Origin of the sequence: Vallicoccus soli (assembly GCF_003594885.1) — a bacterium.
GTDB lineage: Bacteria > Actinomycetota > Actinomycetes > Motilibacterales > Motilibacteraceae > Vallicoccus > Vallicoccus soli.
This window is the reverse complement of the sequence record NZ_QZEZ01000001.1, coordinates 538,784-564,571: the sequence shown is the minus strand read 5'-3', so window position 1 is coordinate 564,571 and position 25,788 is coordinate 538,784. Positions and strand designations below refer to the sequence as shown.

The window sequence follows — 25,788 nt, the reverse complement described above, 5'->3', positions numbered from 1 at the left end:
CCGACCGGGTGCCGCCCTGCTCACGACGCCCGCGGCGGCAGCACGACAGGCCGCGGGCGTTGGAGGGCGTCGTGCCCGGCGACGGTGCAGGAGAGCCGGCCGTCGGCGTAGGCCGTGCCGGTCACCGCTGCAGCTCCTGGGCGGGCGCGCCGAGCCAGCGGCACGGGCTGGGCAGGGCCCGTGCGCTCGCCGCCGAGGGCGCGCCGCGACAGCGTGCCGTCGGCCCCGCCGGTCCACAGCACCCCGTCGAGGAGGAACGCGCCGCGCGCGTCGTGCCAGGCGGCCTGCCCGGACGCGGCGAGGACCTCCGCGCCGGCGCGACCCGCCCGTCCACGGCCACGTCGAAGACCCGCCGGCCCACGGCCGCCGTCGCGCTCGAGCGGTTCGAGGAGGTCGGGCGCAGCGTCGCCGCCCGCCCGCCCGGCCGGGACCGGGAGGCGGTGCGCGAGCGGTCGGCCGGTCGGGGACGGGGTGACCCGGGTGGCCGGTCCCGATGACGCAGCGTCACAGGAGCGCGGCCCCCGGATCGACGCAGCGTGCTCGTACCGCGACCGCGCGGCAGCGCCGCGGCGGCTGGGGGTGCTCCGTCCGGGTCGTCGCGCCCCCCGATCCCCACCGGCGCGACAGGGGTGCGTGGCACACTCGCCGCCGTGACTGCCGCAGGAGCGCGACCGGCGGGCGGGGGCGGCGGGACCGACCTCACCGACCTGCCGGTGGCCGTACCCGACCCCGCCGGGCTCGCCGACGTCGAGCTGCTCCTCTCCGGCGCCCTCGCGCCGCTCACGGGGCCGCTCGACGCCGCGGCGCGGGCCGCGGTCGAGGCGGGCGGAGCGCTGCCGGACGGCACGCCCTGGCCCGTGGCGCTCGCGCTCGAGCTGCCCGAGGCCGAGGCCGAGGCCGCCCGGGCCGCCGGCGCCGTGGTCCTCGCCGACACCGAGTCCGTGCCGGTCGCGCTGCTGCGCGTCGCCGAGGCCGCGCCCGGGCGGCGCCCGGGCCGGCTCGCCCTGGCCGGCGGCCTCACGGCGCTGGGCCGGCGCAGCGAGGGCCCGTTCGCCGCGCTGCACCGCTCCCCCGGCGCGGTGCGCGCCGGCCTGCCCGAGGGGCCCGTGCTCGCCGCGCTCGTGGACCGCCCGCCGCTCGCGGCCGACGTGGCGGCGCTGCGGGCCGCCGTCGCCCCGGGCGGCCCGGCCGCCGGCGCGCACCTGCTCCTGCTCGTGCGCACCGCGGACGCCGGCCCCGACGGGCTGCCCGCGGACGTGCTCGTGCGCACCGTGCTCGCGGCGCTGCCGGACCTGCCGGCCGCGACCGTCGTCACCGTGCCGCTCGCGCACCGCACCGGCCCCGCGGGCCCGGCCGAGGACCTCGCGCTCGGCGCGCAGGTGGCCGCCGCCCACGGCGCGACCCACCTGCTCGGGGGCGCGGGCGCGGCCGGGAGCCCGCTGGCGGCCGTACCCGCCCCCAGCGGCGCCCCCGGCCCGGCGCAGCTGCGCGCCGCCCTGGACGCGGGGGCCCTCGGCGCCGCCGACGCGACCCCCGGGGTCGCGCGCGAGCTGGCGCGCTGGCGGCCGCCGCCGCCGCGCCGTGGCGTCGTCGTGCTGCTCAGCGGCCTCTCCGGCTCCGGCAAGTCCACGGTCGCGCGCCGGGTCGCCGAGCGGCTCGTCGAGGGCTCGGACCGCCGGGTGTCGCTGCTCGACGGCGACGAGGTGCGCCACGTGCTCTCCAGCGGGCTCGGGTTCTCCAAGGCCGACCGCGACACCAACGTGCGGCGCATCGGCTGGGTCGCCGCGGAGGTGGCCCGCCACGGGGGGATCGCCCTGTGCGCGCCGATCGCGCCCTACGCGTCCGTGCGCGCCGAGGTCCGGGCGATGGCCGAGGCCGTCGGCGACTTCGTCCTGGTGCACGTCGCGACGCCGCTCGAGGTCTGCGAGGCCCGCGACCGCAAGGGCCTCTACGCCAAGGCGCGCGCCGGCCTCATCCCGGCGTTCACCGGCGTCTCCGACCCGTACGAGGCCCCCGAGGACGCCGAGCTCGTCCTCGACACCTCCCAGGGCCCGGTCGACGACGCCGCCGGCGCCGTGCTCGCCCTGCTCGAGGGCCGCGGCTACCTCGCCACCCCGGAGGACTGACGTGGACCTCGGCCTCGCCGTCGCGGGCCTCTTCATCGGCGCCGTCGTCGGCCTCACCGGCATGGGCGGGGGCGCGCTGATGACGCCCGTGCTCGTGCTCTTCTTCGGCGTGCCCCCGCTCGCCGCGGTGTCCAGCGACCTCGTCGTGTCCGCCGTGATGAAGCCCGTCGGCGGGCTGGTGCACCTGCGCAACGGGACCGTGAACCTCGGCCTGGTCAAGCTGCTCATGCTCGGCTCGGTGCCCAGCGCGTTCGCCGGCGTCCTCGTCATCAAGGCCCTGGGCGACGACGAGACGGTGCAGGAGGTCGTCAAGGTCGCGCTCGGCGTCGCCCTGCTCATCGCCACCGCCTCGCTCGTCGGCAAGGCCTGGCTGGGCATGCGCGACCGGGCGCGCCGGCACCGCGAGGGCCTGCCCCCCGAGGGCTCGGCCACCGGGCGCCCCGACGTCGTGCTGCGCCCCGTGCCCACGGTGCTCGTCGGGGTCCTCGGCGGCCTCATCGTCGGCATGACCTCGGTGGGGTCCGGCTCGCTGATCATCATCGCCCTGCTCGCGCTCTACCCGGCGCTGCACGCCAGCCAGCTCGTCGGCACCGACCTCGTGCAGGCCGTGCCGCTGGTGGCGTCCGCGGCGGTCGGGCACATGCTCTTCGGCGACTTCCAGCTCGACGTCACCACGTCGCTGCTCGTCGGCGCCCTGCCCGGGGTGTACGTCGGGGCCCGGTTCTCCTCGCGCGCCAACGGCGGGCTCGTGCGCCGCGCGCTGACCCTCGTGCTGCTCGCGTCGGGCCTCAAGCTCGTCGGGGTGCCGAACGTGGCGCTCGGCTGGTGCCTGCTCGCGGTGTGCGTCGCCGGGCCCCTCGCCTGGGCCTGGGCGCGCCGGCGGGCCGGCCTGCCGGCGACGGGGCGGCGCGAGCGCGCAGCGCGCGCCGGCCGGGACGGCCGGGACGGCGGGGACGGGGCCGGGGGCCCGCGCGCCGCGGGCGACGCGGCGGACCGCAGCGGGAGCACGGCGCGCTGACGCCCGCGCGCGGGTAGCGTGGCGGGGCGCGCGGCGCCCGGCTGGGCGAACGGCGAGCACGCACGGCACGCGACGGACGCGGCACGGGCACGGCACGGGCACGGCACGGCACGGGCACGGCACGGCACGGGCACGGGACGGCCCGAGGACGAGGAGGCGCAGGGGTGGGCGCGGAGGGCGGGGCGGCGGGGCCCGACCGCCGGGCGGTCCTGGCCCTGCTGGGCCTCGGCGCGCTCGGCGCCCCGCTGCTCGCGGCGTGCGGCGGCGACGACGACCGGGACGACGACCGGGACGACGACCGCGACGACGACCGCGACGACGACCGCGACGACGCCGGCCGCTGGCCGGGGCACCGCCCCGGGCGCGTCTACCTCGGCATGGCCGTCGGCGGCGACCTCGAGGGGTCCCTGGCCGCCACCGGGCCGTTCGGCGTGCGGCGCTCGTTCTTCCCCTGGGACGGCCTCGACGACGAGGAGGCCGTGGTGCGCGAGGACCACGCGGCCGACCGCCTGCCGTGGGTGTCCTTCAAGCCGCCCGGCGGCGGGCCCGGCAGCTGGGCCGCCGTGGCCTCCGGCGCGCACGACGACGACCTGCGCGAGCGGGCGCGGCGCTACGACGCGCTGGACCGCCCCGTCGTCGTGACCTTCCACCACGAGCCGCACAACGACGAGGAGGGGACGCCGGAGGAGTTCGCGGCCGCCTGGTCGCGGGTCCACGACGTCATGCACGACGAGACGGGGCTGCGCGGCGTCGCGAGCGTGCCGATCCTCGGCGAGTGGGAGTTCAACCCGCGCAACGAGCGCGGCCGGCCCGAGGAGTACCTCACCGACGACGTGCTCGAGCGCGCCGCCTTCCTCGGCGTCGACGTCTACCAGTCGCGGGCCGGGGCGGCGTACGACGTGCGGCTCGGCCGGGTGCTGGACTGGCTCGACGGGCGCGGCGCCGGGCACCTCATGCTCGGGGTCGGCGAGACCGGCGCGACCGACGACTACGGCGCGCCGAGCGCCGTGGACTGGTGGTCCGACTCCTGGTCCTGGGTGGAGGGCAGCGCCGACCGCGTCGGGGTGGTGTCGTACTTCAACAGCGAGCGCAACAACCGCCAGGGCGTGCGGTGGGTGCTCGAGCAGTCCGAGGACCTCCTGGAGGGGTTCCGGTCGAGCCTGCGCTCGCCCGTGGCGACGACCCTGGCGTGACACCGCCGCGGAGGACGTGGACGCACCCGAGCAGTCACGCTGCGTGCGACGATGGAGCGCGGCCCGCGACGGGCCGGACGACGACGAGGGCGGGGTCCCGGGTGCAGCAGGCGGTCCGCAGCGGTCACGGCGCGGGTGGGGCCGGGCCGGACGTACGGGCGCGCCGGCGCGCCGGCGCGCCGGCGCTCGCGCTGGCGGGGGTGCTGGGGCTGCTGGGGCTGCTCGGCCTGGCCGGCTGCGGGCAGGACCCCGGCCCCGCGGGCGCCCCGGCGCCACCCTCGACGCTGGGCCCGCTGCTGACCCCCGGCGCGGACGCCGGCACGGGCCGGTCCGGCGGCGCCGAGCGGGTGCTCGAGCTGACCTTCGACGACGGCGCGGCGGGCGACCGGCTCGGGGAGGGCGCGCTCGTGCCCGACGCGAGCGGGAGCGGGCACGACGCGCGGGTGCGCCTCGCCGGACCGACCGGGGGGCTCGCGCTGGTCGAGGGCGCGCCGGGGCGCGGGCTCGCGCTGCAGCTGCCCGCCCCCTGCGACAGCACCGTCGAGGGGGACTGCCCCAAGGGCGTCGTCGAGGTCGAGGACGCGGCCGGGCTGGCGCCGGGCACCGGCGACCTGCGCTGGGGCGCGTCGCTCGCCCTGCCGGCCGGGCGCACGTCGAAGGGCTCCAACGTCCTGCAGCAGGGCTTCTCCGTCGGCGGCGGGGGCCAGTGGAAGCTGCAGGTCGACGGCCTGGCCGGGCACCCCTCGTGCACGCTGGTCGGCCGCGGCGACAGCACGATCCACCAGGTCCGGGCCGACGTCGACGTGGCCGACGGCGGGTGGCACCGGGTCGAGTGCGTGCGCGCCGGCGCGAGCCTGTCCATCGTGGTGGACGGCGAGGAGCGGGGCCGGGCGCCGGTGCCCGACGGCCTGCCGGTGGACCCGGAGGGGCCGGTCCGCATCGCCGGCAAGAACCTCAAGGCGGGCAACGACCAGTACTTCGGGGCCGTCGACGACGTCGTCGTCGAGGCCCCCGCGGGCTGACCCCACCGCGCCCCGGCGCGACGGGGCGCGGACGACCGGTCGCGCACGGTCGTTGCTCGGCAAAGGGCACGCAATGCAGCGGTCGAGGGCGGGTCAAGCACTCGACCGGGTGTTGAGCCGGACCGACCCGCTCCCGTAGGTTCCGGACGCCCCGGCTCCCCCCTCCGCCGAGGCCTCGCCCGTCCGCCGAGTCCTGCCCCGGTGCGAGCCCCACGAGCACACCGCAGGCAGGAGCGGGGGACCCACTTCCGGGCGCGCGCACCCCCTCGCGCGCGTCCTCGGGGTGAAGCCGCTCCGGCGGCCGGGCCACCTCCGGCCCGAACCCGACAGCTGACCCCGCAGGCGTCGGAGAAGGACCGTCCGTGCACTCGACCCTGCCCGCGTCCGGGGCCCCCCTCGCCCCGGCCCGGCCCGGCACCCCCGCCGGCCCGGCACCCCGTACCCCCGGCGGCACCCGGTGAACCCGGCGACCGGACCCCTGCTCGACCGCCGCCAGCTGCTGCGGCTGTCCCTGCTCGGTGCCGCCGGCACCGTGCTCGCCGGCGCCGGGGCCACCGCCCTGGCGGCCCCCGCGGCCGCCGCCGCGCGCTGGCCGGGCCACCAGCCCGGGCGCATCTACCTCGGCGGCTCCGGCCAGCTCTCGGCCGTCCAGGACCAGCTCGGCCTGGCGCGCACCTACTACAAGTGGGGCGACGGCACCCGCGAGACCCGCAACATCACCGCGGCGCACCGCGCCGGCCGCCTGCCGTGGATCTCCTTCAAGCCGCCGTCCGGCGCCTCCTGGTCGCAGATCGCGTCCGGGCGCTACGACGCGGACCTGCGCGCCCGCGCCCGCCGGTACGCCCAGCTCGGCGGCCCCGTCGTCGCCACGTTCAACCACGAGCCGCACACCGACGTCGGCCACCTCGGCACCTCGCAGGACTTCGCCCGGGCCTGGTGCCGGGTCCACGACGTCATGCGCGACGAGACGGGCCTGCGCAACGTGGCGTCCGTGCCGATCCTCGGCGACTGGACGTTCAACCCGGTGAACCGCCGGGACTCCCCGGAGGGCTACCTCTCCGGCGGGGTCCTGGACCGGGCGCACTTCCTGGGCATCGACCTCTACCAGAACAGGTCCGGCGACGGGTACGAGGTCCGGCTCGGCCGCATCCTCGGCTACCTCGACGCCCGGGGCCGCTCCGACCTCATGGTCGGCGTCGGCGAGACCGGCGCCACCGACGGCTACCGCGACCCGTCGGGCGCCGAGTGGTGGACCAGCTCGTGGGACTGGGCGGCGGCGCGCACCTCGCGCATCGGCGCCATCTCGTACTTCTCGAGCCTGCACAACAACAACTCGGGCAACAACTGGCTCCTCACCGAGTCCGCGACGAAGCTGGCGGCCTTCCGGCGCAGCCTGACCTCGTCGACCGCCTGCCGCCTCTGAGCGAGGGGGCACCCGGGCGCCGGGGCCGTGGGTGGGGCTCAGCCCCGCCCGCGGCCCGCCCGGGCGCCCCGGCGGCGCAGCGCACCGGCGAGCGCCGCGAGCTGGAGCTCCTCGCGGTGACGGGCCAGGACGAGCAGGTGCACGAGGCCGCCGACGACGAGCGCGCCGAGCACGACCGCCCCCGAGCCGGTGGCCCAGCGCACCAGCGCGGGCACCACCCCGAGCAGCAGGCCGGCGCTCAGGCCCACCACCGCGGTCTGGCGCCCCAGCGGCGAGATGCGGTGCAGCGTCCACACCTGCACGAGCGGCAGGGCGTTGCGCAGCAGGATGGACGCGGCCCACGCCGCGCCGGCGCCGACCGCGCCGTACCGCGGGATGAGCACGACGTTGAGGACGAGGTTGACCACGAGCGCGGCGGAGTTGTTCGCCAGGCTCCGCCAGGCGCCGCCGGACATGAGCAGCACGGTGTCGACCGCCCCGCAGGCGGTGGCGGCCAGCATGGCCGTGCAGAGGACGACGACGACGGGGGCGACCTCGTCGTACCCCTCGCCGAAGAGGGTCAGGAGCTCGGGCGCCAGGACGGCGCAGGCCAGGTAGACGGGCCAGGCGAGCATCATCGACCAGGCCGTCGCGGCCCGGTAGACCTCGCGCACCCCCGCGGTGTCGCCCGCGGCGAAGAGCGCGGCCAGCTGCGGCGAGAGCGACTGCTGCAGGGCCTGGACGCCGAGCTGGCCGAGGACGACGAAGCGGGTGGCGGCGGCGTAGAGCGCGGCCTCGGCGGGCGAGCGCAGCGCCGCCACGAGGACGACGTCGGCGCGCTTGAGCAGCACCTGCGACACCGTGCCCAGCGCGCGGGGCGCGGTGAACCGCCAGAACTCCCCCGCCTCGGCCCGCGGGCCGGGCACCGCGGCGCCCTCCGGCGGCCTGCCGCGGGCGCGCCGGCGCAGCAGCGCCGCCAGCCAGAGCGCGGCCGCGACCAGCGCGAGGGCGTACGGCAGCGACCAGGCCGCCACCGCGGCGACCGGTCCGAGGCCGAGGGCCGCGACCGCGGCGACGGCCGCGAGCTGCACGACGCTGCGCCCCAGCGCCTCGACGACGACGGTAGGGCGCATGGTGCGCAGGCCGCGGGTCGCCGCCAGGGCCGCGTTGAGCAGCGCCGCCGCCGGCAGCGCCAGCGCGAGCACGAGGACCTGGCGCGCGCCCTCCTGGCCCGTGCCCGGCACGGCGAGGCCGGCGACCGTCCCGTCCAGGAGCACGCCCGCGGCCGCCGCGACGAGGGACAGGACGGCGACGGGCACCAGGGCGGTGCGCAGCACCGCGCGCACGCGCCACGGCTCGCCGCGCACGAGGGCGACGGGCAGCGCGCGCACGAGGCCCACCTCGGTGCCGAGCTGCACGACGCCGGTGACGATGAGGAAGAGGCTGGTCAGGGCGAACACCGTGCCGGCGGTGGCCCGGTCGAAGCCGTTCGTGACGACGGCGGTCAGCGCGACGCCGGCGACGGCCGAGACGAGCGCGCCCGCGAGGCTCAGCGCGCCGGAGCGGGCGGCGCGCTCGACGTGCGTCCCGGCGGGGGCGGCCCCGCCGAGCGGGGGCGCGCTCACCCCCGGTCCCGCGCCGCGCGCCGGGCCCGGCGCGCCGGTCGCGGCCGGCGCAGGGCGAGCAGCAGGGCCGCGCCCCCGGCGAGCGCACCGCCGGCCCCGGCCGCGGCGAGCAGCTCGCGGCTGCGGGACTGCCCGAGGGGGACGGTGCCGATGAGCGCGCCCGGGGACGGCTCCGCGCCGGTGGCGCGCAGCTCGGTGCGCAGGGCGACGACGCGGCGGCTCAGCACCGCGTCCTCGACGGGGTCGGCGGCCTCGGCGGAGCGCACGGCGACGAGCGCCCCCTCCGCCGCGGCGAGCTGGCGCTCCAGCACCTCCCGGCGCGCGCCGAGCGCGGCCCCGGCCCGCTCGGCCCGGGTCGCCAGCACCGCGTCCGCGAGGGCCCGGGCCAGCGCCAGCGCCTCGGCGCGGCGCGGGGCGCTCACCTGCACCTGCACGACCTGGGTGCGCGGGGCGACGCTCGCGCGCACCCGCCCGCGCAGCCCCTCCACCGTCGTGCCGGGCACGGCCGCCACGACCCGCTCCAGCACCGCGTCGGACGTCGGCAGCTCCGCCTCGGTCTCCAGGTCCGCGAGGACGTCGCGCGAGGCGGTCGCGTACGCGTTGCCGGGCGCGGGGGCGAGGACGAGCGAGGCCTGCGCGGTGGCCCGGGGCGCGAGCACCGCGCTCGCGGCGCCGCCGGCCGCGGCGGCACCCAGCAGGCCCACCACCAGCGCGACGAGCAGCGCCCGCCAGGGCGCGAGCGGCCGCGACCAGCGGCCGGTGCCCCGCGCCCGGCGCGCCCCGCGCGCCCGGGAGCCCGCCCGCGCCGCGTGCCGCCCGACCGTGGCCATGCCCTCCGTCCCGGACCCGTCCTGCGCCCCGTCGTGCGCCCCGCCCTGCGGGCCGGACCGGGCCGCGCCGGGCACCGGCGCCCCCCGCGTCGCCGCGCTCACGATGCCACCCCGGGGCGCCGGCGGCGCGGACGGGCGGGCACCAGGGCCGTGCTGCCCAGGCCGAGCAGGGCGCCCACGGCGGCGCCCGAGGCCAGCGGCACCTCGACGTCGGGGCGCTCCGGCGCCGGCGCGGGGTCGGCCGCCTGCAGCACCCGGCCGGCGGCGGGCAGCGCCAGCTCGAGGCGCAGCGCGCGCTCGCGCCGCGCCTCGGACTCCGCGGCGCCGCTGACGTCGCCGGCGGACGCCTCGACCGAGGCGTCGGTCCCGGCGGCGTCGGCGTCGGCGTCGGCACCCGCGTCGGCGTCGGGCGCAGCGCCGTCCGGGGCCCGCACCGGGTCGTCGGTCGCCTCCCCGATCCCCCGCAGGTACGCCCGCGCGGGCTCGACGACGAGGCGCTCCCGCTCGGCGAGGTACGCCTCGGTGGCGACGCGCACCCCGGCCAGGGCGTCGCGCGCCGTGCCGTCGGCGTAGGTGATCTCCAGGACGCGGGTGAGCTGGCGCGCGCCGACCCGCAGGTCCGTGCGCACCTCGGCGGCCGGGCGGTCCACCACGTCGGCCACCGCGCCCACGACCGCGTCGGAGCGGACGAGCTGCGCGTCGGTGTCGATGCTCAGCAGCCGCGGCTGCTGGGCCGTGGGGCTCAGGTCGACGGCCGGGGCGACCTCGCCGAGCTCGACGGCGACCGTGGAGCGGTACACCGGGTCCTGCGCCTGGTGCAGCGCCGCGCCGGCCGCCAGGCCGAGGGCGAGGCCGGCCACGACGCGCCACCGGGCCGTGCGCAGGCGCGCGAGGACCGGGTCGGGGGTGTCGGGGTGCAGCTGCACGGCGCCGTCACCGCCGCCAGCTCGGCGGCGCGCCGAGCAGCGACTCCAGGGCGCGGTCGTGCGGCTCCAGCGCGCGCTCGAGGTCGCGGCGCACGCCCTCGGGCATCCCGCTCCCCGGGCGCGCGTTCCAGCGGTCGAAGCGCGCGGGCGCGTGCGGGGCGAGGCCGAGGAAGTCCGTCACCCGGCGGTACTCCTCCTCCGGGCGCTCGAAGAAGTCGCGGCTGTCCACGACGAGCACGTCCGCCGCGCCCACCGCGGCGTGCAGGCGCTCGAGCTGCTCGGCGTACTGCCCCCGGCGGCGGTAGGAGTGGTGGCGGTGGCTCGCGCTGTAGTAGGCCGGGTCGGCGAGCATCCGCTCGAGCTCGGGCTGCACCCGCTCGTCCTCGAGGGCGAACGCCCGCTCGGGCGCCTCGGTCTCGAAGCCGCGCGCGTGCTCGTGCTTGTACGCCGACCACGCCCGCTCGACCGGGTCGCGCAGCATCACGAGCACCTTGGTGCCGGGCAGGTCGCGCCCGATGCGCTCCGCGGCGTGCGGGTGGTACGCGTAGTAGCCGCTCGCGTCGAACGTCACCGGCTCGCCCGCGCCCCGGGTGCGCAGCGCGGCCGCCGCACGCAGCGGGAAGTGGCCCTGGTACCAGTCCCAGCCCCGGGCGTAGTGGACGTCGAAGTAGTTGACGCCCTTGTGGAAGTTCGCCGGCAGGACCGCCGGGTGGTCGACGAGCGCGCGGAACAGCGACGTCGTCCCGCCGCGCTGGACGCCGGCGAGCAGGAAGCCGGGCGCCAGGCGCAGGCCGGCGGTCCACCGCCCGGTCGCCACCGAGGCCCTGCGGCCGAGGACCTTCAGGCCCTGCGGGGCCCTACGCTTCAGCGCCGGCACGGGTGCCCTCCGTCGTGTCGTCGCGCGGGGTCCCCGCGCGCGGGTCGAGCAGGTGGTCGACCGCCGCCTCGACGGTCGCGGTACGGCGCCGGAGCGCCTCGGTGCTCCCTGCGTCGGCGTCCGCGCGGTAGCGCTGGAGCACCTCGAGCAGGTAGAGCAGGACGGTGGCCCGGCGCCGGTCCTCGCGGTCGTACCAGGCGGCCAGGTCGCCGCGGGCCGCGGCGAGCAGCCCCCCGGCGAGCTCGGACGGGGCCGCCCGGTCGCGCAGCAGGGCCTGGGCGCGCAGGTGGGCCGCGTCGAGGCCGAGGGGGACGCCGGTGGCCGAGCGCTCCCAGTCCCAGACCTGCACCCGCCCGTCGGCCCCGGCGGCGGTGTTCCAGGGCGCCCAGTCCCCGTGCCAGCGGCCGTGCCCGAGCTCGACGTCCGCGACGGCGGCGACGGCGGCGCGGGCCAGCTCGCCCGTCCCCGGCGACGCGGCCGCGCAGCGGCGCACGAGGTCCTCGGCGTACGCCCCCCGCCCCACCCGGGCGGTCGTGGTGCCGCCGTGCTCGGCGAGCTCGCGCAGCGCCGCCAGCGGGGGCTCCCAGGAGCCCGAGCGGGTCTGGGCCGCGGGCAGGGCGCTCATGACGAGCAGCTCCAGCCCGCGCCAGGTGCCCGCGTGCAGCGGGCGCGGCACCTCGAGGGCCCGCAGCGGGGCCCCGTCGAGCTCGCGCAGCACCCCCGCCTCGTGCCGGACCAGGGCGGCGGCGCGCGGGGTGTGCCCGACCTTGCCGAAGGCCACCGTGCGCCCGGCGCGGTCGAAGACCTGCAGCACCGGCTTGGCGTTCGCGCGCGGCGGGCCGAGCAGGACCCCGACCCGGTGCCCGCCCTCGACGGTGGCCGCGGCGTGCGCGGGCAGCCCCCCGGCGCCGGTGAGCCGCGGCAGGGGCAGCCAGCGCAGCGCCCCCGCGCGCTGGGCGCGGGCCAGGGCGTCCTGCGCGGCGCGGCGGCGCCCCGAGGTGCTGTGCCGGCGCAGCATCCCGGCCGCGCCGGGCACGTCGGCCGGGACCAGCAGGCGCGGCGCCGCGCTCGAGGGCAGCGCGAGCAGGCCCGGCGCGCCGGGGCGCCGGGTGGTCCGCGCGCCGCCGGCCGGCCAGAGCAGCCGCGCCACGTCGGCGAGGGCGCCGTCGGGGGCGCTCACCGGGCCGCGTCCAGGGCCGTGGCGCCGTCGCGCACCGGCGGCGGGACGCGGCGCGGGGGCCGCGGGACGCGCGGGCGCGTGCGGCCGGTGCGGCGGCGGACCTCGTCCTCCAGCCGCTCCCGGTTCATGAGCCCGACCGCGAGCATGAGCACGAACAGGGGGGACTCCAGCGAGTCGTAGACGAAGAAGAACAGCCCGGAGGTGAGCAGGGCGAGGCAGCCCAGGACCGCGGCGGGCGTGCGCCGGCGCACGTGGCGCAGGAGCTGCACCGCCAGGAAGCCCAGGAACAGCGCCGTGCCGACGAAGCCGGTGGTGAAGACGAGGCGCCACATGAAGCCCTGCGTGCCGAGCGGCGGCGCCGCGCACTGGCGGCAGTCGGGCGTCTTGCCGCCGGCGATGGAGGCGAAGCTGCCGTCGACCTGGCGGGTCGAGCCGTAGCCGAGCAGCGGGGAGCCCTCGAGGGTCGTCGTCGTGACCACCTCCGCCACGGTCCCGCGGCGGTCGTTGCTGTGCGGGGTGTCGATGCGCAGCGTCACCGTCGACCACAGGGGCGAGGCGACGAGCACCGCGGCGGCGACGAGCCCGGCCACGGTGAGCGCCCAGAGCGCCGCGAGGCGCCCGGAGCGCGCGAGCTGCACCGCGGTGTAGACGACGACGAGGCCGAGTCCCAGCCAGAGGCCGCGGTTGAGGCTGAAGGCGATGGGCGCGGCGGCCGCGGCGAGCACCACGGGGACGGCCCAGCGCCGCCAGCGCTGCGGCGCCGTGAGCCAGCCGACGACGAAGAACGGCAGGAGCAGGCCGACGTTGTTGCCCCAGGCGTTCGGGTAGACGAACGGCGCCTTCGGACGCGGCTGCTCGTACCCGAGGAAGTCGCTGTAGGTGGTGAGCGACGGGTGCACGAGCGAGTGCACCCAGCCCTCCTGGCGCGCGCCCGGGACGACGAGCTCGGCGAGCGAGGTGAACTCCAGGTGCGGGAACGCGATGCCCGCGAGGCCGCCGAGGACGCACACGAGGAAGAGGGCGCCGAGCCAGCGGGCCACGTCGAGGGTCGGCAGCACCCACGACGGCAGGCTCATCGGGTAGAGCATCGCCACGGTGATCGCGAGGTACCACAGCACGCGGTAGCCGTAGGTGAGGAGCCGCTCGGGCCCGCCCCCGCCGAGCGTCCCGGGCGCGTCGGCCCACAGGACGAGGACCCCGAGGAGCATCCAGGCGAGGAAGAGGACCCAGACCCCGAAGCCGGCGGGCACCTTGAGCGGCCCGCGCCGCACGACCTGCACCGCCATCGGCACGGCGAGCAGGAGGAAGACGAAGCTGGCCAGCCCCAGCGCCCACCAGAGCGGGAAGCCGAGGAGCAGCACCTTGAGCGGCCACGCCGGGCCGAGCCGCCGCTCCAGCCAGGAGCCGCGGCCGGGGCGCGCGGGCCCGGCGGCGCGCGGGCGCTCCGCCCCGCCCCGGGGGGCGCGGGCGGCGGGCGCCGGCTGCAGGACGGTCACGGCCGGCTCACGCCGTCCGGGGGGTACGGGCCGACGGGGCCGCGCCGGGGCCCGCGGCGGCGGGGGCGGCCGCCGGCCAGCCCCAGCGCCCGCGCAGGCCGAGGCCGGTGAGCTCGTCCACGAGGGCCACCTCGCCGGCGAGCGCGTCGTGGACCGCGGCGCGCTCCTCGTCCGACATCACCGGCTTGCCGTCGGCGAGCGGGGCGTAGAGGGCGCGCTGCACCAGGGGGGACCGCTTGACCCGCCCGACGAGGTTCGCGCCGTCGAGCTCGCGCACCCGCGCGGCCGCCCAGCGCGCGGCGCGCGCCACGGGCAGCGAGCGGGCCCGCCCGGCGGGCAGGCGCACCGCGAGCAGGTCCTCGCCGAGGACCATCCGGTCCAGGCCGAGCCAGGCCAGCAGCGGGTCGACGAAGGCCTGCGGGTCGGCGCCGAGGTCGTCGAAGACGGCCACGTGGACCCGCTCGAGGCCGAAGCGCTCGGCGTAGCGCTGCAGCTGGGTGCCGTACCGCCCGTGCTCGAGCAGCTCGGGGCGGCCCTCGAGGGCCTCGAGGAACGTGCCCGGCTCCTCGCCGTGCTTGAGCATGTAGAGGTAGGAGGACCACGCCCGCTCGGCCGGGTCGCGCAGGGTCGCCATGAAGCGCACGTCGTCCCCGAGGGACGCGTGGATGCGCCCCGGGGCCTCCGGCGCGGCGAGGTAGTCCTGGCAGACCTCGCCGACGACGCGGTGCTGCGGGCCGGCGGCGCGGAACTGCCCGAGGTACCAGCCGAGGCCGCGGTCGTAGTAGCGGTCGAAGAAGTAGAGGTCCTTCGCCTCCGGCATGAACACCTGCGGGTGCCGGATGAGCACGTCGTGCAGCCAGGAGGAGCCGGCCTTGTCCGGGCCGAGGTAGAGGAAGTTCGGGCGGGTCACGGGGCGCTCCTGCGGGCGGGCTCGCGGTCGGTCGGGCGGGGGCTGCTGCCGGGTGCGGGTGCCGGAGCGGGTGCGGGTGGGGGGCCCAGCGGCAGGCGGGCGGCCTCCAGCGCGTCCCACACGTCGGCGGTGAGCGCGGCCAGGGCCTCCTCCTCGCCGGGGGCGAGCGCCGCGCGCCAGCCCTGCGCCACCTCCTGGGCGCTGCGCCGGAAGTCGTGCAGCCCCCCGGCGCGGGGCCCGGTGGGGGCCTCGCCGGCCGGGGCGGGGGCGGTGCGCCGGGGCCGCAGGCCCACCGAGGCCATGAGCCGGTGCAGGGCGGCGTCGCCGCCCTCGGCGAGCTCGGCGTGCGCCACGACGCGCAGCCCCGGGACCTCGCCGCCGCGCGCGAGGGCGCGCCGGTGCAGCTCGGCCCAGAACTCGCCCATGGCGGTCACGTCGTCGAGCGCCCCGTCGCCCGCCGCGGGACGGCCCTGGAGCCGGCGCAGCTCCGCGGTGTCGGCGCGCCAGCCCATCCTGCGGTAGCTCGCCAGGACCGCGCCGGGGTGCCGGTAGACGAGCACGGGGACCGCGCCCGTCGTGCGCACGACGGCCGGCAGCGAGAGGAGCGCGAAGGGGTCCTTGACGACGACCCGCCCGCCCGGCAGCGCCGCCACGTGGGCGCGCACGCCGTACCGGCTCCAGGTGCGCGGCTCGAGGCCGCGGTACGCCCGCCGCAGCAGGCGGGCCTGGCGCGGCGTGGGCTCGTCGAGCTGGGTCCAGCCCGTGAGGGTGCCCCCGAGGCCCCACTGCCCCCCGCGCGGGTTCATCGGCTCGCGCCCGGGCATGCCGGCGCCGCGCGCCGTGGCGAGCCGGCGCGCGAGCCAGGTGGTGCCCGAGCGCGGGACCCCGGTCACGAGGACGGGGGCGCCGGGCCGGGGCGCCTCAGGAGAGGCCACGGCCGACCAGCCGGGCCGAGCGCAGGAGCAGGCGCGGGTCGGCGCCGGAGACGAGGTGCACGAGGGCCAGGCCCGCCTGCGGCGCGAGCGGCCACCGGCGCAGCGAGCGCCCGACCCAGGTCAGGGCGGTGCGCCGGTCGCCGAGCGTGCTGTGCGCGAACGCGACCTGCCCGAGGATGCGCGCGTGCCCGCGGCGCGAGGTCGCGAGCTCCGGGTGCGTCGCGAGCAGGTGCTCCAGCGCCGCCGCCGTGACCTCGCCGCGCCCGCGGTACCAGGAGACGCCGTCCTTGCGGATGTCCGCGAGCGGCACCCGCACGACGCCGAGCGGCCCCAGCGCGCTGGCGCGCAGCAGCCACTCGTAGTCCTCGGCGTAGCCCTGCGGGAGCTGCTCGTCGTAGCCGCCGACGCGCTCGAAGACCGCGGTGCGCATGAGCAGGGTGGAGGAGTGCAGCTCCTTGCGCCGCGAGCGCAGCAGGTCCTCGCGGGTGACGAGGTCGGACGGGCCCAGCCACTCCACGACCCGCCCGCCGGGCATGAGCAGCCGGATGCCGGCGCCGACGGCCCAGAGCGCGGGGTCGGACTCGAGGCGCTCCACCTGCAGGCGCACCTTGTCCGGCAGCCAGGCGTCGTCGTCGTCGCAGGAGGCGACGTACGGCGTCCGCACCAGCCGCAGGCCGGCGTTGCGCGAGCCGGCGAGCCCCGGGGTGCCGTCGTTGGCCACGACCCGCACCCCGCGGCCCGGGCGCGCGAGCTCCTCGAGGGACGGGTCGACCGGCTCCTGGTCGTGCACGACGACGCAGTCCACCGTCCCGTCGTAGCGCTGGGCCACGACGGCGGCGACGGCGGCGCGCACGAGCTCGGGGCGCCCGCGGGTGGGCACGACGACCGTCACGGCGGGGGCCGCCGGCGGGGCTGCGGGGGCGCTCACGACGGCCTCCTCTCGCGGGGGCCGACGTAGCCGTAGCCGGTCAGCGGGGCGGCGGCGATGGCGGTCGTGACGATGCGGTCGCGCCGGGACATGTCGCGGCGCCACTGCTCGTCGGCCCGCAGCTCCTGCACCCCCGAGCGGAAGCGCGAGGGGTTGCCGGACAGCCCGTGCGTGACCGGCAGGTCGACGCGGTTGCCGTCGATGTGGGCGAGGGCGCCCGGCCCCGGCGGCAGCCCGAGGGCGGTGAGCGCGTCCCCGACGACGCGCGCGGGCGAGCGCACGAGGTCCTCGTACCGGACGCGGGTTGACGCCGTGAACAGCCGCCGGGCCATGGTGATCTCGCCCTGCAGCAGCGTCCAGCGGGCGGCGGTCAGCTCGGGGCTGAAGCTCGACATCGTCGCGCCCGGCGCCCCGGCCTGCGGACGGGCCACGCCGGCCTTGGCCCACGAGAACGCCACGCCCCGGGCGTCGCGCACGAGGTGCAGCAGGCGCACGTCGACCTGGCCGCTGCGCGTGAACGCCAGCGCGTGCGCCACCCCCTTGCTCGCGTCGACGACGACGTGGGCGCCGGACTCGGCCAGGACGGCGTCGTAGACGCGGCGGTGCAGCTCGCCGTACCGCTCGAGCCCGTCCTGGAAAGCGCGTGCCCGGGTCGGGGCGAGGAGCTGGGGCAGGTCGCGCTGGCGGCCCACCCGTGCCTTGAGCTCGACGAACTCGGCCGCGAGGGCGGGCGTCCAGCCGCCGAAGGCCCGCTCGCCCACCGCCGTCCAGAACGGGCAGGCCGAGAAGGCGCGGCCGCAGCCGCACAGCTCGTCGCCGTCCTTGACCCGGCGGAACAGGTCGACGAGCTCGCCGACGTTGACCAGGCCGGGGACGGCGCCCAGCATGCGCTCGAGCAGCGTGCTGCCGGAGCGCCCCGCGCCCGCGATGTAGAGCACCGTCGGTCGGCGCGCCGCGTCAGCGCCCGTCACGACGACCCCCGGAGACCTCCTGGCGGCCCGCGCGCCCGTCGGCCACCTCGCGCGCCGGCGCCGCGGCGGCGCCGAGCACCTGGCGCGCCGAGGGCCGATGCACCACGACGATGACGCCGACCACCCGGTCGGTGAGGCCGAGCCAGTCGAGCTCGGCGAGCGCGCTGGTGAGCTCGCGCGTCTGGCGGGGGCTCGACTCGACGACGACGACGATGCGCCCGGCCGTCTGCAGGACCGACTGCGCCAGCGGGCTCTCCAGGGAGGAGCTCGTCTGCACGGTGACCGTGCCGAGGTCGCGCTCGAGCCGACCCCACAGATCGTCGAGGTCGGCGACCTCGACCGCCTCCCCCTCGCGGCCGGGACGGCCCGGGCCGAGCAGGCGGACCGGCGAGCCGTCGACGCCGACGACCGCCCGGGTCGCGGCGACCTCGCCCCGCACGGCGTCGAGCAGGCCCGTGGCACCGGCCGGCAGGGCGGCGGCGAGGTGCCCGGCCGGCGGCTCGGTGAGCACGAGCAGGGCCGGCGCGCCGTCGGCGGCGGAGCTCTCGGCGAGGCCGAGCGCGACGCGGCTGCGCACCGAGCGGTCCCCGACGCCGACCACGACGGTCGGGCCGCCGGCGGCGTCGTGGTCGCGCACCTCCGCCCCGAGGCGGCGCAGGACGGCGAGGTCCGCGGCGGCCACGTCGTCGCCGTCGGCGCCGACGCCCACGGTCGCCAGGACCGGCAGCTGCGGGCCGCCCTCGGCGCCGGTGCGGCCGCGGCGGGCCCGCAGGCGGGCGGCGCCGAGCACGAGGCCGGCCCCGAGCAGCGTGCCGACGGCGGCGCCGCCACCGACGTCCACGAGCAGGTCGGGCGAGGCGGCCGCGGTCGGCAGCGTCGCCTCGGTGATGATCTCGCCGCCGCGCGTGCCGTCGACGTCGAGCGCGACGAGGCGGCTGTTGATGTCGGCGATCTGGTCGACGAGCAGGCTGCGCTGCGACTCCAGCAGGGAGCGCTGGCTCGTCGCGTCGTCGGCGAGCCCGCCGATCTCCTCCGCGTTGGCCTCCAACCGCTCGGTCAGGTCGCCGACCTGCGCGCGCAGGGAGTCCGCGACCGCCGTCACGGCGGCCTTGGCCTCACCCGTGCGCCGGTCCAGGTAAGCGCTTGCGACCGCCATGGCGCCGTCGCGGGCCAGCTCGGGCGACCCCGCCTGCACGGCCACCTGCAGCACCTGGCTGTTCGTCGGGACCGTGACCTCGGTGCCGTCGAGCAGCTGCGCCGGGGAGAGGCGCCCGTCGAGGCGCTCGGCCGCGGCGGCCGCGACCTGCGCCGAGCCCATGAGCTCGGCCTCGGTCTCGATCTGGATGTCCGCCGCGCTGCGGCTGCCCGCCACGCTGGAGTCGAGGCCGCCCGCGGTCGGCAGCACGAGCACCGACGCGTCGGCGGCGTAGCGCACCGGCAGGCTCTCGTGCACCGCGTACCCCGCCGCCGCGCCGCCGGCGCCGCACGCCACGACGGCGAGCGCCCCGGCCGCGACGAGCAGCGGGCCGCGCGCGCCGCCCCGTGCCCCGGTCCGTGCCATAGCTGGTGCCCCTCCCCCGGGTCCCGGCGGCGTCCGCCGCCCACCGTCCCCGGTGCACCCGATCCAGGCACGAGGGTACAAGCGGGCACGACGCACGGTGCCCGTTGCGCGACGCTCACCCGTTCGCCGGTCGTCCCCCGCCCGTCGCCCCGCGGACACCTCCGCCGATGATCACCCGATCGGCCGAACTTGACGAGGACCCCCTCAAGACGGTAGTGCGCGTCCCCGATCCACCCAGCATGAACCGCTCCCTGCGTCCCTCCGCCGGTCCCGCCGTCGAGCCCCGCAGCTCCCTCTCGCGCCGCGGCTTCCTGTCCCTCTCGGCCCTCGGCCTCGCCGGCGCCGTCGCCCCGGGCGCCCTCGCGCCGGCGGCCGCCGCCACCGCGACCCCGCGCTGGCCGGGCCACAAGCCGGGCAAGGTCTACCTCGGCATGTCCTGCCCCGGGGAGATCGCCCTCGCGACCACGGCCACCGGCGCGGTCGGCACGCAGCGCTCGTTCTTCGGCTGGGACCAGGTGGCCGACGAGGTGCGCCAGATCCGCACGGACCACGCCGCCGCCCGCCTGCCCTGGGTCTCCTTCAAGCCCCCCGGCGGCGCCGCCGGCTGGAAGGCGCTCGCCGCCGGCACCTACGACGCCCAGCTGCGCCAGCGCGCCCTCGCGTACGCCGGGACGCGCAAGCCCGTCGTCGTCACCTTCCACCACGAGCCGACCAACGACTCGGACGACGGCGCCGCGTTCGCCGCGGCCTGGGTGCGGATCCACGACGTCATGAAGGCGACCACGGGCCTGCGCAACGTGGCGTTCGCCCCGATCATCGGCGACTGGGAGTTCAACCCGCGCAACCGCAGCGGGCACCCCGAGGACTACCTCACCCCGGCCGTCCTGCGCCGCATGGCCTTCCTCGGCGTCGACTGCTACCAGAACGCCTCGGGGGACGCCTTCGACGTGCGCCTCGGGCGCATCGTCACCTGGCTCGGCGCCCACGGGGCCGGCGGCAAGATGATCGGCATCGGCGAGACCGGCTGCACCGGCTCGTTCTCCTCCCGCTCCGCCGTCGACTGGTGGAACGCGTCCTGGACGTGGGCCTCGGCCAACCCCGACAAGATCGGGATCGTCTCCTACTTCAACTCGGGCCGGAACTCCAAGGAGACCGTCTACTGGCCGCTCGACGAGAGCGCCGCCAAGCTGCGCGCGTACCGGGCGGCCCTCGGCAGCGCGCGCACCGCCCGGGCGCTCTGAGCCCGGGCGGGCGGCCCGCCGCCGGCCGTCCCGTCCACCCGTCCGGCTGACACCCCCGGCGCCCCCGTGCGAGCGTGGACCCCGTGCCGCGCGGGGGGCGCGGCCGCACCACCGGGGGGACGAGGATGACCCGTACGCCGCGCCGAGCGCGCGCCCTGCCCGTGGCCGTGGCCGCCCTGCTGGGCCTCGTCGGCCCCGTCGGCCTCGTCGGCCCCGCCCCGGCGCCGGCTCTCGGGGCCGCGTCGGGCGTGGTCGCCGAGTGGCGGATGGACGAGCCGGCCGGCAGCCGGGTGCTCGTCGACGCCTCGTCGCACGGCGTCGACGGGGTCGTCGGCGCCGCGGTGCGGACGGGGGTCGCCGGGGGGACGCCGCTGCTGCACCGGTGGTCGGACGTGCGGCCCAACCAGCCCCCGGCCACGCCCGAGCGGGTGACGCAGGTGGCCGACGGCCGGCTCGACCCCGGCACCCGCGACTACGCCGTCGTCTTCCGCTACCGGACCACCCGGCCGTTCGGCAACATCCTGCAGAAGGGCCAGGCGACCACCCGCGGCGGGCAGGTCAAGGTGCAGCTGCCCCGGGGCACCGAGAGCTGCCTCTACACCGGCGCGCTCGGGCGGCGCGCGGTCCGGTCCGCCGGGGCGTACCACGACGGGCAGTGGCACCGGGTCCGCTGCGAGCGCACGGCGGCCGGGGTGGCGCTCACGGTGTGGGACGACCCGACGGGCCAGGACGCCGACCTGGTGCTGCGCGAGCGGCGCACGATCCGCGGCGCCACCGGGCTGCTCGACAACGCGGTGCCGTTCACCATCGGCGGCAAGATCAACTGCGACCAGGTCGAGGTCACCTGCGACTACTTCGCCGGGGACATCGACTGGGTGCGCGTGGAGGCGTCGGCCTGAGGCCGGCGCACCGGGCGGCGTCCCGGGGGCGTGGAGACGGGTCGGCGGACCGGTCAGCGCGCGGCGCGGCGCGCCCAGGGGCGCCGACGCGACGCGGCCTCCGCGGCCTCGGCGACGAGCCCGTCGACGACGGCCCCGACGCGCTGCACCGCGGCCTGCACCTGATCCGCGCGGAGCCGCTCCGCGGCGGGGTCCAGGCGGAGCACCGACGGGTCGGCCAGCGCGGCGTCGAGGGCGCCCACGAGGTCCTCCCGGGTGGGGCAGAGCCGCACCTCGCCGAGGTCCGCGAGCCGGCGGGTGAAGCGCTGCTGGTGGTCGTCGACGTGCTCGCCGAGCGCCGGGTCGCGCGGGACGACGAGCGGCAGCAGCCCGCGCGAGCGCACCTCGTTCATCGTCGCGGGCCCGCCGTGGGTCACGATCGCGTCCGCCACCGCGAAGAGCCCCTGCAGCTCCTCGGCGCCGAGCAGCGCGCGCCCCTCGGCGACGGCCGGCGGGCGGGCGGAGCCGTGCTGCACGACGACGCGGACGGCGCGCCCGCGCTCCCCCGCCCACGCGTCGACCCAGTCCACGAGGCGCTGGAACGGGTGGTGGTCGGTCCCGACGACGGCGAGCACGACGAGCGGGCGCGAGCCCGCGGGCCCCGGCAGCGGGCTCACAGCAGCGGTCCCACGACGGTGGCGCCCGGGTAGAGGGCGCGCTGCTCCTCCCACTGCACGAGCACCCGCGTGGCGAAGGGCCGGCACAGCCGCCCGGTGAGCGTCGCGGTCTCGATGCGGTCCACCACCTCGATGAAGACGGTCGGCACCCCGAGGGCGCGGCCGAGGACGAAGAACGGCACGGCGATCCCGGCGCCGGTGGAGACCACCGCGGCCGGGCGCTCGCGCAGCATCATGCGGGCGGCGAGCACGGTGTTGCGCAGCAGGTTGGGGATGTTGCGGGTCGTCGGGTGGTGCCCCCACACGACGTCCTCCCCCTCCAGGAGCGAGCGGGCGTCGGCGGTGTCGAAGGTGACCCAGCGGGTGGGCCGCTCGCGCGTCCACTCGCCCAGGCTCAGCAGCTGGGCCAGGTGGCCCCCGCTGCTGCAGACGAGCAGCACGCGCCCGGGGCGCTCGCCGTCGCCGCGGCCGGTGCGCGCCGGCCGGTCGGCCGCGCGGCGCCGGGCGCGCGCCGCCCCCACCTCGTCCCGGGGGGCCGGCGGCGCGGGCGGCGCGAGGCCCTCGGGCCCCGGCAGCGGCACGTCCCACGCAGGTTCCGCCGCCATCCCGGTCCTCCGCCCGTCCGTCCCCCCGTCGCGGTCCTGGGCGAGCCCGCCGGGGGGTGTGGCGCGCTGCCCTGCCTGACCATGGTGCACGTGGGCGGCCCTCCCGCATGGACTGTTCCGGTCGTCGTCCCCCCGCGGACACCTTGCACCACCCGTACGGCCCAACGGGCGCGCTACCCCCCGCGTCGTTCGCGTGGCGCACCACGTTACGCACCGGAGCCGTGCGTGACGAGGCCCCCGCCGTTCGCGGCGGGGGCCTCGTCGTGCGCGGGGCGGGCGGGCGCCGCCCGCCGGGGCGGTCAGTCGCTGCCGATGACCATGCCGGCGGCGACGGTCCGGTTGGTGGCCTCGTCCACGAGGATGAAGCCGCCCGTCGTGCGGTTGCGGGCGTAGTCGTCGCAGAACACCGGCGCGGTGGTGCGCAGGCGCACGCGCCCGATCTCGTTGAGCGCGAGCTGCCCCGGCGCCTCGCTGCGGTGCAGCGTGTTCACGTCGAGGCGGTACGGCAGCTCCTTGACGAGCGCGCGCGCCGAGCGCGACGTGTGCTTGATGGCGTACTTGCGCCCCGGCGCGAGCGCCTGGGTCTCGTCCATCCAGCAGACCATCGCCTCGACGTCCTGCGTGGCCTGGGGCTGGTTGCCCGGCCGGCAGATCATGTCGCCGCGCGAGATGTCGATCTCGTCCTCGAGGCGCATCGTCACCGACATCGGGGCGAACGCCTCCTGCACGGGCCCGTCGAAGGTGTCGATGGACGCGATGCGGCTGGTGAAGCCCGAGGGCAGCACGACGACCTCGTCGCCGGGCTTGAACACCCCGCCGGCGACCTGCCCGGCGTAGCCGCGGTAGTCGCGGTGGGTGCTGGACTGCGGACGCACGACGTACTGCACCGGGAAGCGCGCGTCGACGAGGTTGCGGTCGCTCGCCACGTGCACGTTCTCGAGGTGGTGCAGCAGGGACGGGCCCTCGTACCAGGGCATGCTCTCCGAGCGCGACACGACGTTGTCGCCCTTGAGCGCCGAGAGCGGGATGACCTCGAGGTCCGGCACCGAGAGCTTGGTCGCGAACGCGGTGAACTCGTCCTTGACCCGCTCGAAGACCTCCTGCGAGTAGTCGACGAGGTCCATCTTGTTGACCGCGAGGACCAGGTGCGGCACGCGCAGCAGCGACACGAGGAAGGCGTGCCGGCGGCTCTGCTCCACCAGGCCCTTGCGCGCGTCGACGAGGACGATCGCGAGGTCCGCGGTGGAGGCGCCGGTGACCATGTTCCGGGTGTACTGCGTGTGGCCCGGGGTGTCGGCGATGATGAACTTGCGCCGCGGCGTGGCGAAGTAGCGGTAGGCCACGTCGATGGTGATGCCCTGCTCGCGCTCGGCGCGCAGGCCGTCGGTGAGCAGCGCGAGGTTGGTGTACTCGTCGCCCATCGAGGCGCTCGTGCGCTCCACGGCCTCGAGCTGGTCCTGGAAGATCGACTTGGAGTCGAAGAGCAGGCGTCCGATGAGCGTGCTCTTGCCGTCGTCGACCGAGCCGGCGGTGGCGAACCGCAGCATGTCCACGGCGTGCGCGCCGGTGGCCTCGGGGCGGGTCCCGGTGGTCGTCGTCATCAGAAGTACCCCTCGCGCTTGCGGTCCTCCATGGCGGCCTCGCTGACCCGGTCGTCGCCGCGGGTGGCGCCGCGCTCGGTCAGGCGGGTCGCCGCGATCTCCTCGATGACCTTCTCCACGGTGTCGGCGTCGGACTCGACGGCCGCGGTGAGGTTGGCGTCGCCGACCGTCCGGTAGCGCACGCGCTTGACGAAGGTCTCCTGGCCCTCCCTGGGCTGGGCGAACTCGTTGACGGCCATGAGCATGCCGTCGCGCAGGAACACCTCGCGCTCGTGGGCGTAGTAGATCGCCGGGATCTCGATGCCCTCGGCCGCGATGTAGTGCCAGATGTCGAGCTCGGTCCAGTTCGACAGCGGGAAGACGCGGATGCTCTCGCCGAGGTGGACCCGCCCGTTGTAGAGGCTCCACAGCTCGGGGCGCTGGTTCTTGGGGTCCCACTGGCCGAACTCGTCGCGGAAGGAGAACACCCGCTCCTTGGCCCGCGCCTTCTCCTCGTCGCGCCGCGCGCCGCCGAAGAGCGCGGTGAAGCGGTGCTTCTCCACGGCGTCGAGCAGCACCGGCGTCTGGATGCGGTTGCGCGAGCCGTTCGGCTCCTCCTGCACCTGGCCGCGGTCGATCGCGTCCTGGACGGAGGCGACGAGCAGCTGGACGCCGAGCTCGTCGACGCGGCGGTCGCGGAAGTCGAGGACCTCGGGGAAGTTCTGGCCGGTGTCCACGTGCAGCACCGGGAAGGGGATGCGCGCGGGCCAGAACGCCTTCTCCGCCACGCGGAGCATGACGATCGAGTCCTTGCCGCCGCTGAAGAGCAGCACCGGGCGCTCGAGCTCCGCGACGACCTCGCGGAAGATGTGGATGGACTCGGCCTCGAGCGCCGCGAGGTGGCTCAGGCGGTAGTCGGGGTTGGCGGTCATGCGGTCTCCCGCTCCGTCGTGGTCTGGCTGAGGTGGTCGAGGATCGCGTCGGACAGCTCCGGCCGACACACGACGAGGTCCGGCAGCAGCGGATCCCGGCGATTGTAGGTGAGCGGCGAGCCGTCGACGCGGCTCGTGAACAGCCCCGCGGCGCGGGCGACGGCGACCGGCGCCGCGCTGTCCCACTCGTACTGCCCCCCGGTGTGCACGTAGGCGTCGACCTCGCCCAGCACCACGGCGGACGTCTTGTAGCCCGCCGAGCCCAGCGGGACGAGGTCCAGGCCGAGCGCCCGGGCCAGGCCGGTCACGACGTCGGTCGCGCGGCTGCGGCTCACGGCGAGGCGCGGGCGCCGGCCCTCGAGGGGCGCCTCCCGCCACGGCGCGCCGACGTCGGAGGTGACGAGGGTGCGCCCGAGCGCCGGCAGCGCGACCGCCCCGGCGACGAGGTCGCCGCGCTCCCACAGCGCCACGTGGACGGCCCAGTCGTGCCGGTCGCCCTCGCCGAACTCGCGGGTGCCGTCGAGCGGGTCGACGATCCAGACGCGCTCGGCGTCCAGGCGCGCCGGGTCGTCGACCGCCTCCTCGCTCAGGACGGCGTCCTGCGGGCGCAGCGCGGCGAGCTCGGCGGCGATGACCTCCTGGGCGCCGCGGTCGCCGCGCGCCTTCAGGTCGCTCGCGCCGGCGTGCTCGGCGCGGACCGCGAGCAGGGCGCGCCCGGCCGCGTCGGCGACGCGCCGCGCGACGGCGGCGTCGTCGAGGCCCTGCGGGCCGGCGGGCGCTCCGGGCGCCTGGTGATCGGACAGCACGTGTGGTGACCCCCTTCGAGTGCCCCGACTCTAGAGCGTGACGGCGGGGGGCCGGTACGGAACGCGGGA

General features: G+C 78.1%; 23 protein-coding genes and 1 riboswitch. Of the genes, 7 read left to right on the top strand and 16 right to left on the bottom strand.

Features of this window, described 5'->3' with window-relative positions; genetic code table 11:
• Positions 1–650: 650 nt before the first annotated feature.
• From cysC to D5H78_RS02710, 5 genes are all read left to right on the top strand, one after another.
• A complete protein-coding gene (gene cysC / locus D5H78_RS02730; RefSeq protein ID WP_218566150.1) occupies positions 651–2,126 on the top strand; it encodes an adenylyl-sulfate kinase in 1,476 nt (491 codons plus the stop codon).
• A 1-nt stretch (position 2,127) separates the two neighbouring features.
• Positions 2,128–3,144, top strand: coding sequence for a sulfite exporter TauE/SafE family protein (locus D5H78_RS02725; RefSeq protein ID WP_119948825.1), 1,017 nt, complete (start codon positions 2,128–2,130; stop codon positions 3,142–3,144).
• Positions 3,145–3,308: 164 nt separating this feature from the next.
• On the top strand, positions 3,309–4,337 hold the full coding sequence (locus D5H78_RS02720) for a hypothetical protein (protein ID WP_119948824.1): 1,029 nt from the start codon (positions 3,309–3,311) through the stop codon (positions 4,335–4,337).
• A gap of 101 nt (positions 4,338–4,438) precedes the next feature.
• Positions 4,439–5,359, top strand: a complete 921-nt coding sequence (locus D5H78_RS02715; RefSeq protein ID WP_119948823.1) for a LamG-like jellyroll fold domain-containing protein — start codon at positions 4,439–4,441, stop codon at positions 5,357–5,359.
• A gap of 209 nt (positions 5,360–5,568) precedes the next feature.
• Positions 5,569–5,719: riboswitch (cyclic di-AMP (ydaO/yuaA leader) on the top strand.
• A 97-nt stretch (positions 5,720–5,816) separates the two neighbouring features.
• Entirely contained in the window at positions 5,817–6,782 is a 966-nt protein-coding gene (locus D5H78_RS02710) for a hypothetical protein (RefSeq protein ID WP_119948822.1), read from the top strand.
• A gap of 38 nt (positions 6,783–6,820) precedes the next feature.
• On the opposite strand, the gene D5H78_RS19180 is transcribed toward D5H78_RS02710, so the two are convergent.
• Genes D5H78_RS19180 through D5H78_RS02660 form a run of 11 tightly spaced genes read right to left on the bottom strand, consistent with a single transcriptional unit; the run spans position 6,821 to position 19,000 of the window.
• Positions 6,821–8,386, bottom strand: coding sequence for a lipopolysaccharide biosynthesis protein (locus D5H78_RS19180; RefSeq protein WP_165865571.1), 1,566 nt, complete (start codon positions 8,384–8,386; stop codon positions 6,821–6,823).
• Positions 8,383–9,318, bottom strand: coding sequence for a hypothetical protein (locus D5H78_RS19175; protein WP_165865570.1), 936 nt, complete (start codon positions 9,316–9,318; stop codon positions 8,383–8,385). Before D5H78_RS19175 ends, D5H78_RS19180 begins: the two co-directional genes overlap by 4 nt.
• Positions 9,315–10,142 (bottom strand): hypothetical protein, encoded by an 828-nt coding sequence (locus D5H78_RS19170; protein WP_165865569.1) that lies wholly within the window; start codon positions 10,140–10,142, stop codon positions 9,315–9,317. Before D5H78_RS19170 ends, D5H78_RS19175 begins: the two co-directional genes overlap by 4 nt.
• 7 nt (positions 10,143–10,149) lie before the next feature.
• Complete coding sequence (locus D5H78_RS02695) at positions 10,150–11,019, bottom strand: sulfotransferase domain-containing protein (RefSeq protein WP_218566149.1); 870 nt, start codon at positions 11,017–11,019, stop codon at positions 10,150–10,152.
• Positions 11,000–12,199 carry a hypothetical protein gene (locus D5H78_RS20220; RefSeq protein ID WP_119948821.1) on the bottom strand — a complete coding sequence of 400 codons (1,200 nt, stop codon included), beginning with the start codon at positions 12,197–12,199 and terminating at the stop codon, positions 11,000–11,002. Before D5H78_RS20220 ends, D5H78_RS02695 begins: the two co-directional genes overlap by 20 nt.
• Entirely contained in the window at positions 12,196–13,695 is a 1,500-nt protein-coding gene (locus D5H78_RS02685) for an O-antigen ligase family protein (RefSeq protein WP_119948820.1), read from the bottom strand. The genes D5H78_RS20220 and D5H78_RS02685 overlap by 4 nt, the downstream gene beginning before the upstream one ends.
• 7 nt (positions 13,696–13,702) lie before the next feature.
• Positions 13,703–14,605 carry a sulfotransferase domain-containing protein gene (locus tag D5H78_RS02680; protein ID WP_165865568.1) on the bottom strand — a complete coding sequence of 301 codons (903 nt, stop codon included), beginning with the start codon at positions 14,603–14,605 and terminating at the stop codon, positions 13,703–13,705.
• On the bottom strand, positions 14,602–15,540 hold the full coding sequence (locus D5H78_RS02675) for a sulfotransferase (protein ID WP_119948818.1): 939 nt from the start codon (positions 15,538–15,540) through the stop codon (positions 14,602–14,604). The genes D5H78_RS02680 and D5H78_RS02675 overlap by 4 nt, the downstream gene beginning before the upstream one ends.
• A complete protein-coding gene (locus tag D5H78_RS02670) occupies positions 15,527–16,468 on the bottom strand; it encodes a glycosyltransferase family 2 protein (RefSeq protein ID WP_165865567.1) in 942 nt (313 codons plus the stop codon). Before D5H78_RS02670 ends, D5H78_RS02675 begins: the two co-directional genes overlap by 14 nt.
• Complete coding sequence (locus D5H78_RS02665) at positions 16,465–17,439, bottom strand: sulfotransferase (RefSeq protein ID WP_119948816.1); 975 nt, start codon at positions 17,437–17,439, stop codon at positions 16,465–16,467. The genes D5H78_RS02670 and D5H78_RS02665 overlap by 4 nt, the downstream gene beginning before the upstream one ends.
• Positions 17,426–19,000 (bottom strand): GumC domain-containing protein, encoded by a 1,575-nt coding sequence (locus D5H78_RS02660; protein WP_119948815.1) that lies wholly within the window; start codon positions 18,998–19,000, stop codon positions 17,426–17,428. Before D5H78_RS02660 ends, D5H78_RS02665 begins: the two co-directional genes overlap by 14 nt.
• Positions 19,001–19,239: 239 nt before the next feature.
• On the opposite strand from D5H78_RS02660, the gene D5H78_RS02655 reads away from it, so the two are divergent.
• A complete protein-coding gene (locus tag D5H78_RS02655; RefSeq protein ID WP_119948814.1) occupies positions 19,240–20,241 on the top strand; it encodes a hypothetical protein in 1,002 nt (333 codons plus the stop codon).
• 125 nt (positions 20,242–20,366) lie between these two features.
• Entirely contained in the window at positions 20,367–21,140 is a 774-nt protein-coding gene (locus tag D5H78_RS02650; RefSeq protein ID WP_133411987.1) for a LamG domain-containing protein, read from the top strand.
• Positions 21,141–21,193: 53 nt separating this feature from the next.
• Here the strand turns inward: D5H78_RS02650 and D5H78_RS02645 are convergent, their stop codons facing one another.
• The 5 genes from D5H78_RS02645 to D5H78_RS02625 all read right to left on the bottom strand — a co-directional run bounded on the left by D5H78_RS02645 (position 21,194) and on the right by D5H78_RS02625 (position 25,716).
• Positions 21,194–21,796, bottom strand: a complete 603-nt coding sequence (locus tag D5H78_RS02645; protein ID WP_119948812.1) for a glycosyltransferase — start codon at positions 21,794–21,796, stop codon at positions 21,194–21,196.
• Positions 21,793–22,236, bottom strand: a complete 444-nt coding sequence (pssD, locus tag D5H78_RS02640; RefSeq protein WP_342782409.1) for a PssD/Cps14F family polysaccharide biosynthesis glycosyltransferase — start codon at positions 22,234–22,236, stop codon at positions 21,793–21,795. The genes D5H78_RS02645 and pssD overlap by 4 nt, the downstream gene beginning before the upstream one ends.
• A 464-nt stretch (positions 22,237–22,700) precedes the next feature.
• On the bottom strand, positions 22,701–24,002 hold the full coding sequence (cysN, locus tag D5H78_RS02635; RefSeq protein WP_119948810.1) for a sulfate adenylyltransferase subunit CysN: 1,302 nt from the start codon (positions 24,000–24,002) through the stop codon (positions 22,701–22,703).
• On the bottom strand, positions 24,002–24,913 hold the full coding sequence (gene cysD, locus D5H78_RS02630; RefSeq protein ID WP_119948809.1) for a sulfate adenylyltransferase subunit CysD: 912 nt from the start codon (positions 24,911–24,913) through the stop codon (positions 24,002–24,004). Before cysD ends, cysN begins: the two co-directional genes overlap by 1 nt.
• Complete coding sequence (locus D5H78_RS02625; protein ID WP_119949306.1) at positions 24,910–25,716, bottom strand: 3'(2'),5'-bisphosphate nucleotidase CysQ; 807 nt, start codon at positions 25,714–25,716, stop codon at positions 24,910–24,912. Before D5H78_RS02625 ends, cysD begins: the two co-directional genes overlap by 4 nt.
• Between the last annotated feature and the right edge of the window lie 72 nt (positions 25,717–25,788).

Coding starts and splice junctions, on each gene's coding strand:
- D5H78_RS02655 (WP_119948814.1), top strand. CDS start 19,240: ATGAACCGCTCCCTGCGTCCCTCCGCCGGTCCCGCCGTCGAGCCCCGC.
- cysN (WP_119948810.1), bottom strand. CDS start 24,002: ATGACGACGACCACCGGGACCCGCCCCGAGGCCACCGGCGCGCACGCC.
- D5H78_RS02660 (WP_119948815.1), bottom strand. CDS start 19,000: ATGGCACGGACCGGGGCACGGGGCGGCGCGCGCGGCCCGCTGCTCGTC.
- cysD (WP_119948809.1), bottom strand. CDS start 24,913: ATGACCGCCAACCCCGACTACCGCCTGAGCCACCTCGCGGCGCTCGAG.
- D5H78_RS02650 (WP_133411987.1), top strand. CDS start 20,367: ATGACCCGTACGCCGCGCCGAGCGCGCGCCCTGCCCGTGGCCGTGGCC.